The organism is Microbacterium sp. B19, assembly GCF_000333395.1.
Taxonomy (GTDB): Bacteria; Actinomycetota; Actinomycetes; order Actinomycetales; family Microbacteriaceae; genus Microbacterium.
On record NZ_BADA01000531.1, the window covers coordinates 1 to 7,819 of the forward strand.

Sequence of the window (7,819 nt, forward strand, 5' to 3'; positions counted from 1 at the left end):
CGGCCGGACCTTGGTGGGGCGCGCCCCGTCACGCCCCCGTGCAGCAGGCCGACCCTTCTGGTGGGCCGCACCCCGCATCCCGCTGAGCGCACCGACATGCCGTACCAGCGCGCCACACCCACAGCACGCGATCCGCGACGCGCGCCGTCGACAGAGTGACTTCGCAACCATGCGCGACGCAGCATCGGGACGGACCTTGCTGGGGCGCGCCCCGTCACCGCCCCGTGCAGCAGGCCGACCCTTCCTGTGGGCGGCACCCCGACGTGGCACCGGCCCCACGTGAGCGGCCCGTACTTGCGCCGAGGGTCTGCATGGGGGATCGGATCCCGTGGCGTCGCGGACGCTGTGTCGTGGGCTCCGCCCTCCGACAGACCTGGAAGCCCGGCCAGCCGGTGCTCATCAGCGACCACATCAACCTCACCGCCGACTCCCCGCTCGAGGGCGCGACGTTCATCGACCTCACCGACCTCTACTCGCAGCGTCTGCGCAACCTCGCCCGGTCGATCGATCCGACGCTCGACGAGGGCGTTTACACGCAGTTCCGCGGTCCGCACTACGAGACCCCCGCCGAAGTGCAGATGGCCAAGACCATCGGTGGTCACATCGTCGGCATGTCCACGGCCCTCGAGGCCATCGCCGCCCGGCAGGCCGGCATGGAGGTCCTCGGTTTCTCGCTCATCACGAACCTGGCCGCCGGCATCCAGAAGACGCCCCTCAGCCACGCCGAGGTGCTCGATGCCGGCCGTGAGGCGGAGCCCGTGATCTCGGCGCTGCTCGCCCGCGTGATCGGCGCGCTGTGAGCGACCACGTCGCCGCGGCCCGCGCCTGGCTCGCCCAGGACCCGGATGCCACGACCCGCGAAGAACTCACCGCGCTGCTCGCGCGCGTCGAGGACGGGGATGCCGAGGCGGCCGCCGACCTGGAGGACCGTTTCGCCACCCGTCTCGCCTTCGGGACGGCCGGGCTCCGCGGCACGCTCGGCGCCGGATCGAACCGCATGAACCGGGTGCTCGTCGCGCAGGCCGCGGCGGGCTTCGCCGCGTACCTGCGCGAGAAGCAGCCCGAAGGGACGCCGACGGTCGTCGTCGGCTACGACGGACGCCGCAACTCCGACGTCTTCGCGCGCGACTCGGTCGAGATCTTCGCAGGGGCCGGGCTGCGGGCCATCCTGCTGCCGCGGATGCTGCCGACGCCCGTACTCGCCTTCGCGGTGCGGTACCTCGGGGCCGACGCGGGCGTCATGGTCACCGCGAGCCACAACCCGCCGGACGATAACGGCTACAAGGTCTACCTCGGCGGCGCCGACGACGGCGCGCAGATCGTCTCGCCCGCCGACGCCGAGATCGCCGCGCACATCCAGACCGTGGCCGATGCGGGGGACGTCACGATCCTCCCCCGCTCCGTGGGGTACGAGAACGCGCCCGAGTCGCTCGTCGAGGCGTACGTCGCCGCCACCGCCGCCGTCGCCCCCGCCCCCGCCGGCGCGGAGGGCGCGCGCTGGGTCTACACCGCGATGCACGGCGTCGGGTGGGAGACCGTGGAGCGCGTGCTCGCCGCCGCGGGCTACCCCGCCCCGACGGTCGTCGAGGCGCAGATCCACCCCGACGGGCGCTTCCCCACCGTGGCCTTCCCGAACCCCGAAGAGCCCGGGGCGATGGACCTCGCGTTCGAGACGGCCCGCTCCGCCGACGCGGAGTTCGTCATCGCCAACGACCCGGATGCCGACCGCCTCGCCGTCGCCATCCCCGACGCCGACACCGAGGGCGGCTGGCGCCGACTCACCGGCAATGAGATCGGGCTGCTGCTCGGCTGGCGGGCGGCGCGTGCACACGCGGAATCCGATCGAGGCGCCGGGCACCCGGCATCCCTCGCCTGCTCGCTGGTGTCGTCGCCCGGGCTGCAGGTCGTGGCGGAGCACTACGGGCTCGACTTCCACGCGACCCTCACCGGCTTCAAGTGGATCTCGCGTGCGCCGGGAATCATCTTCGGCTTCGAGGAGGCCCTGGGCTACCTCGTGAACCCCGACACCGTGCGCGACAAGGACGGCATCTCCGCCGCCGTCGCGTTCCTCGGCCTCGCCACGGCCGCGCGCGCCGAGGGCCGCACGGTCGCCGACCTGCTGCAGGAGTTCCGCGACACCTTCGGCGCGTTCGCGAGCGACCAGATCTCGGTGCGCGTCACCGACCTGAGCGAGATCGGCGGGATCATGGCATCCCTTCGCGCTCAGCCGCCGTCCGCCGTCGGCGAGGTCGCGGTGTCGAGGATCGACGACCTGCTGCGAGGCGTCGACGGGCTACCCCCGGGCGATGTGCTGCGCATCTGGCTGGACGACGGCTCGCGCCTCATCGTCCGGCCCAGCGGCACCGAGCCGAAGCTGAAGCTGTACCTCGACGTGCGCGGCTCGTCGGCGAAGAAGGCCCGCCGCCGTCTCGACGCGCTGCGCACCGGCGCCGAGGAGCTGCTCGCCGCGGTGCGCTGACACGGGCGGTCCGGGGGCGGGTGAGGCCCGCCTCCCGGACACGGTCCGTCGGTCAGTCGCTCGCCGGGGCCGCGAATCCGGTACGTTTCCGCCATGGGGCGGGCCGTCGCGCGAACCACGATCACCTTCTGCTGCGTGGGCGCGGTGTCGATCGCGGTGGGGGTGTACGGCGCCGTGTACGGCACGCCGGCGAGTTACGGGATGACGACCGCGCAGGCACTCGCCGTGCTCGGTGACACGCCTGTCGTGTGGACCTCTCTCTGGGTCGCGTGGGCCGTGGAGATCACGATCGTGGCGGTGTGGCGCGCGAGGTGGCTTGCTCGGCAAGAACCGCGCGTGCGTTTCACCGCGGTGCGCGGTTCGATATGGCTGTGGGGGGCGATCGGCGCCACGTGGATCTACCCCTGGGTCTCCTGGGACATCCCCCTGTACTCGTTCTTCGACGAGAACCCCCCTGACGTCACCGGGTCCATCGCCCCCGCGGTCGGCCCGTTCTGGTGGTTCGGAGCGCTCCTCGCCCTACCGGTCGGCGTGATCTGGTCGTCGACCATCGCCGTCGCGAGGTGGCGGACGGCCATGCGAGCGACCGCGGATGCCGCTTCCCCGCCGACAAGCGACGCCGCGGGCTCTCCGTCCTTCACCGTCTCCGGCCACGAGCGCTCCCACCCCTAACGCGGCCATAACGTATCGGTAACAGCCGAGTCGTACGGTGAGGCCATGAGTGCGACGACACACGCGAGTGAGGCCAAGACGCGGCCCACGAAGATCGAGGCGGGCGGCATCGAAGCCATCCCGGACGACCACCGACACGGCTCGCCGTGGCAGCTGCTGGCCACCTGGTCGGCGCCCAACCTCGAGTTCGCGACCGTCTTCGTCGGGTTCATCGGCGTGGCGTTCTTCGGCCTCGGCTTCTGGCAGGCCGTGCTCGCGATCGTCGTCGGCAACGCGCTCGCGGCCGCCGCGCAGGGCGTGCTGTCGACCTGGGGTCCGCGGGAGGGTCTCGCCCAGCTCGTGCTCAGCCGCACCGCGTTCGGTCTGAGGGGCAACATCCTCCCGGCCGGTCTGAACACGGTCATGGCGGGTTTGGGCTGGTTCGCCGTCAACTCGGTGTCCGGGGCCTTCGCCCTGACCACTCTCACGGGGCTGCCCGTCTGGCTGAGCCTGGTGGTGATCGTCGTGCTCGAGGTGCTGCTCGCCTTCGTCGGTCACGACCTCGTTCAGGTCTTCGAGCGGTACGCGAGCATCGTGCTCGGCGTGATCTTCCTCCTCGCCACGATCGCCATCTTCGCCAACCCCGAGGTCGGCGCGGGCATCTCGGGCGGCGACTTCTCCTTCGCGGGGTTCCTGCTCACCGCGGCGGCAGCCTTCGGCTACTCGGCCGGATGGACGCCGTACGCCGCGGACTACACCCGCTACCTCCCCCGCGCGGTCAGCCTCCCGGCGACCGGCTGGGCGGCGGCCCTCGGCATCTTCGTGTCCTGCACCGTGCTGATGTCGGCGGGGGCCGCGTCGGCGCTGATCGTCGCGCCCGCGGACGCCTCCCCCACCGACGCCTTCGTGCACGGGATGCCCGGGTGGATCGGTGCTCTGACCCTGGCGGCGATCGCGGTCGGCGCCATCGCCGCCAACGCGCTGAACGTCTACTCGGGCGCCATGTCGTTCCTCGCGGCCGGCGTGCGGATCCCCTTCTCGCTGCGCCGCGCCATCATCGCGCTGGGGTTCGGCGTGCTCGGGTTCCTCATCGCCCTCGTCTCGATCCTCGCCGACGTCACGACGATCTACGAGAACTTCCTGCTCGTCATCGCGTACTGGATCGCCCCGTGGCTCGGCATCGTGCTCGTCGACCGCTACCTGCGCCGCGGCACCTCCATCGCCGCGCTCGTCAGCGACACGGCCAAGTACCGGAACCCGGCCGGGCCGATCTCGTTCGTGGTGGCGGTGGTCGTCTCGATCCTGCTGTTCTCCAACCAGACGCTCTTCCTCGGCGTCGTCGTCCAGGCGACGGGCGGCGCCGCCTCGCCGCTCGGCGACCTGACTCCGGCCGCGGGCTTCCTCATCGCCGGGGTGCTGTACTTCGTCCTCTTCCGCGCCTTCGCGCCGAAGGTGGGGGGTCCCCTCACCGACGACGAGGTCGTGGCCCACGTCGACGCCGCGGAGGACGCCGAGTGAGCGCTGCACCCGTCGTCGGAGCCGTGTACGCCACCGACGAGGAGAAGCTCGAAGTCGCCCGCTGGGAGGCTCTCGAGGGTCGGGCGGAGGGCGGGATCCCGATCGGCGCCGCGCTCTTCGACCACGATGACCGGCTGTTGGGGTCGGGCCGCAATCAGCGCGTGCAGGCGACAAACCCCGCTCTGCACGGCGAGACGTCGCCCTCCTCGCCGCGGGGCGCCAGCGCTCCTACCCGCGCACCACGATGGTGACGACGCTCTCCCCGTGCTGGTACTGCTCCGGCCTCGTCCGACAGTTCGGCATCGGCCGCGTCGTGATCGGCGAGAACACCACGTTCTACGGCGGCGAGGATTGGCTGCGCGAGAACGGCGTCGACGTGCACGTGCTGCAGGACCCGGCGCTCATCGACGTGATGACGACGTTCATCGACGAGAACCCCTCGCTCTGGAACGAGGACATCGGCGAGGAGTGACCGCGCAGGGCCCGCTTGGTGCTGCGGCGGATCCGGTTTGGGGCGCGATTCCCTTGCCGGGGCGTGAATCTCGCGCCCCAGCATGACGATCCCGCCCCAAACCCATCACGCGCGAGGCTTCTCCCCAGGGCGCCCCGGGATCGGGTTCTCCCCACATCGACGGAAATCGCGGATGCCGAGAACTCGGCTCCGCGACACTGTCGGGCATGTCCGGCTACACACCCCTGACACGCGATGATCTCGCCGCGGACGGCGTCGGCTCGTCCGCACTGGAGAGGCTCCTCGGGACGGGCGAGGTCGTTCGCCTCCGGCCGGGCGTCTATCTTCGGCCCGAGCGTGACTCCGCGCCGAAGCCCGAGGAGTGGATCATCGCCCGCGCGCAGGCGCTCGCCATGGTCAGTCGCGAACGGCCCCTGTTCTCACATCTCACCGCGGCTGCTCTGCACGGCCTTCCGGTGCACGGCCCTCCCTCGCCGAAGGTGCACGTCATCGTGGAGCCGAGGCGTCCCGGCGCCGCTACGGGCGTCGTCAGACACCGCGGGGAGGTTCCCCTCGACCAGATCGTCGAACGTCACGGCCTCCGGTGCACGAGTCTCGACCGCACCCTCGCCGACATCGCGCGCACCACGGCTTTCGAGACCGCGGTGTGCGCCCTGGACGCGGGCCTGCGACTCGTCGCGGCTCCAGCACTCGGGACGCACCTCCCTCATGCGGAGGAGGAACAGCGCGAGCGCATTCGCGAGATCTCGTCGCGGTCGGCGCACGGCCGGGCCCGAGCGCTGCGGTCGATCGCCTTCGCGGACGGTCGCGCGCAGCTCCCCGGCGAGAGCATCAGTCGCATCCGGCTCCGCGAACTCGGATTCGCCCCGCCCGACCTCCAAGTCGCCATCCCGGGTCCCTCCGGTCGCGACTACTACGTCGACTTCGGGTTGTCCGACGTGTGCGCCTGGGGCGAGTTCGACGGGGAGACGAAGTACCGAGATGACGCCCTGCGGTCCGGCCTGACCCTGGATCAGGTCCTTCTCCGCGAGAAGCAGCGCGAGGACTGGATTCGCGGCCGCACCCAGCGACCGCTCGCCCGATGGCAGTGGTCGCACCTGCGGACCGCCGACGCACTCGGCCGCAGACTCTCGGCGTTCGGCATCCGCCCGCTCTGAACCGCACCTCAGGGTGGAGTCGCTTCTGTTGTTGCGGGTTTGGGGCGCGTTTCCCGGTTCGGGGCGCAATTCTCACGCCCCAACCCGAGGAATGCGCCCCAAACCCGGGGACACACACGCCCCGACCCGACGAATGCGTCCCAAACCCGGGGAAGCGTCCGCAGCTGTCCCGAACCGGGCAGCAATGCCCGGCGACGCCGCCGGACCCCGCGCCCCGCGACACAACAGGTTTGGGGCGCGTTTCCCCGCTCGGGGCGCAATTCTCGCGCCCCAAACCGAGGAATGCGCCCCAAACCGGAGAAGGCACCCACCCCGAACCGAGGAATGCGCCCCAAACCGGAGAAGGCACCCACCCCGAGCCGAGGAATGCGCCCCAAACCCGGGGAACGCACACGCCCCAACCCGAGGAATGCGCCCCGAACCCGGGGAAGAGGCCGCGGCGGCGGTGTCAGCCGTCGATCACCGCGACCAACTCGTCGAGGAAGGCCGCGAAGTCCGTGCCGCGGCGGACGATCCGCTGCACGCTGTCGCGCTCGCTGAACACCTCGACGAACTGCTCGAACACGGTCTGGAACGCTTCGCGGTCGGTCTCGCTGAACGCCACGAGCGCCACCACCTGCACCCGCCCCTCGCCCCAGGCGATCGACGGGTCGGCGATGCCGATCGCGATGCGGGTCTGCGTCGCGGTCATGCCCATCGCGTGCGGAACGGCGAGCGCGTCGGTGAACGCCGTGGAGGAGATCGCCTCGCGCTCCACCGCACGGACGACGTAGTCGTCGTCGATGACGCCCTCGTCCACCAACAGCCCACCGAGCCGACGGATGACGCCGGCCTCGCCCTCGGCGGCATCCAGGCCCCGGACGAACGCGTCGGGCGAGAAGTACGTCTCGAGCTCGGCGCGCAGCCGCGCGAGACGCCGCCCGCGCCGCACCCGCGAGGCGGCGGCCTGCACGCGCTCGACGTCGGCGTCGGTGAGGAACGGCTGGATGCGGACGAACCGATCGCCGGGCCGCGGCGGGTCGATCGTGGTGAGGACGAGGTCGGTGTCGATCGAGTCCCACGCCGGGTCGATGCGCGTCTCGACGCCGACGACCTCGATCGCCTGCCCGAGCGAGCGGTCGACACTCGAGCGCAGGAGCTCGTGCAGCTCGTAGTACCCGGGGCACACGATCGTGGCGGTGAGCAGCTGGTCGGAGCGGCGGCTGCGCTCGAGCCGACCGCCCACGTGCATCGCGATGTAGGCGATCTCGTCGTCGAGGATCGGGATGCCGAGCGCGTCCTGCAGCCCCTTCGCGATGTACACCGCGACCTCGAAGATCATGGGGTACGTCGACTTCAGCGAACGCGTCAGCGGGTTTCGCGACCACGCCTGCTCGCGCGACCGGTGCAGCAGGTTCTGCACGTGCAGCGCCAGGCGGAGGACGAAGTCGTCGTGCGCGATGTCGACGAGGTACTGGGATGCCGCTTCTCCAACGACGCGCGCACGGCTCCCTCGACTGCGGGGTCGAGGCGGGACCGCACGTCGTCGGGCGCGGGGGCGCC

The 7,819-nt window shown here is 71.4% G+C and carries 6 protein-coding genes and 2 pseudogenes; 7 read left to right on the forward strand and 1 reads right to left on the reverse strand.

All coding sequences use genetic code 11. From position 1 onward, the window contains the following. Window positions 1–362 precede the first annotated feature (362 nt). The 7 genes and pseudogenes from I5G_RS23465 to I5G_RS24185 form a co-directional block, all read left to right on the forward strand. Window positions 363–800, forward strand: a pseudogene (locus tag I5G_RS23465) (purine-nucleoside phosphorylase); the annotation flags it as partial. Then, window positions 797–2,479, forward strand: a complete 1,683-nt coding sequence (locus tag I5G_RS18065; RefSeq protein ID WP_022880312.1) for a phospho-sugar mutase — start codon at window positions 797–799, stop codon at window positions 2,477–2,479. The pseudogene I5G_RS23465 and the gene I5G_RS18065, both read left to right, overlap by 4 nt. 93 nt (window positions 2,480–2,572) lie before the next feature. Further along, a complete protein-coding gene (locus I5G_RS18070; RefSeq protein ID WP_022880313.1) occupies window positions 2,573–3,151 on the forward strand; it encodes a hypothetical protein in 579 nt (192 codons plus the stop codon). Between the two features lie 45 nt (window positions 3,152–3,196). Beyond that, complete coding sequence (locus I5G_RS23470; RefSeq protein ID WP_022880314.1) at window positions 3,197–4,648, forward strand: cytosine permease; 1,452 nt, start codon at window positions 3,197–3,199, stop codon at window positions 4,646–4,648. Further along, window positions 4,645–4,899, forward strand: a complete 255-nt coding sequence (locus tag I5G_RS26630) for a hypothetical protein (protein ID WP_239642569.1) — start codon at window positions 4,645–4,647, stop codon at window positions 4,897–4,899. The genes I5G_RS23470 and I5G_RS26630 overlap by 4 nt, the downstream gene beginning before the upstream one ends. After that, complete coding sequence (locus I5G_RS26635) at window positions 4,893–5,120, forward strand: hypothetical protein (protein ID WP_239642570.1); 228 nt, start codon at window positions 4,893–4,895, stop codon at window positions 5,118–5,120. Before I5G_RS26630 ends, I5G_RS26635 begins: the two co-directional genes overlap by 7 nt. 206 nt (window positions 5,121–5,326) lie before the next feature. Beyond that, window positions 5,327–6,277 (forward strand): type IV toxin-antitoxin system AbiEi family antitoxin domain-containing protein, encoded by a 951-nt coding sequence (locus tag I5G_RS24185; protein WP_022880315.1) that lies wholly within the window; start codon window positions 5,327–5,329, stop codon window positions 6,275–6,277. A 448-nt stretch (window positions 6,278–6,725) separates the two neighbouring features. On the opposite strand, the pseudogene I5G_RS23485 reads toward I5G_RS24185, so the two are convergent. After that, window positions 6,726–7,819 (reverse strand): annotated as a pseudogene (locus I5G_RS23485) (transcription antiterminator); the annotation flags it as partial.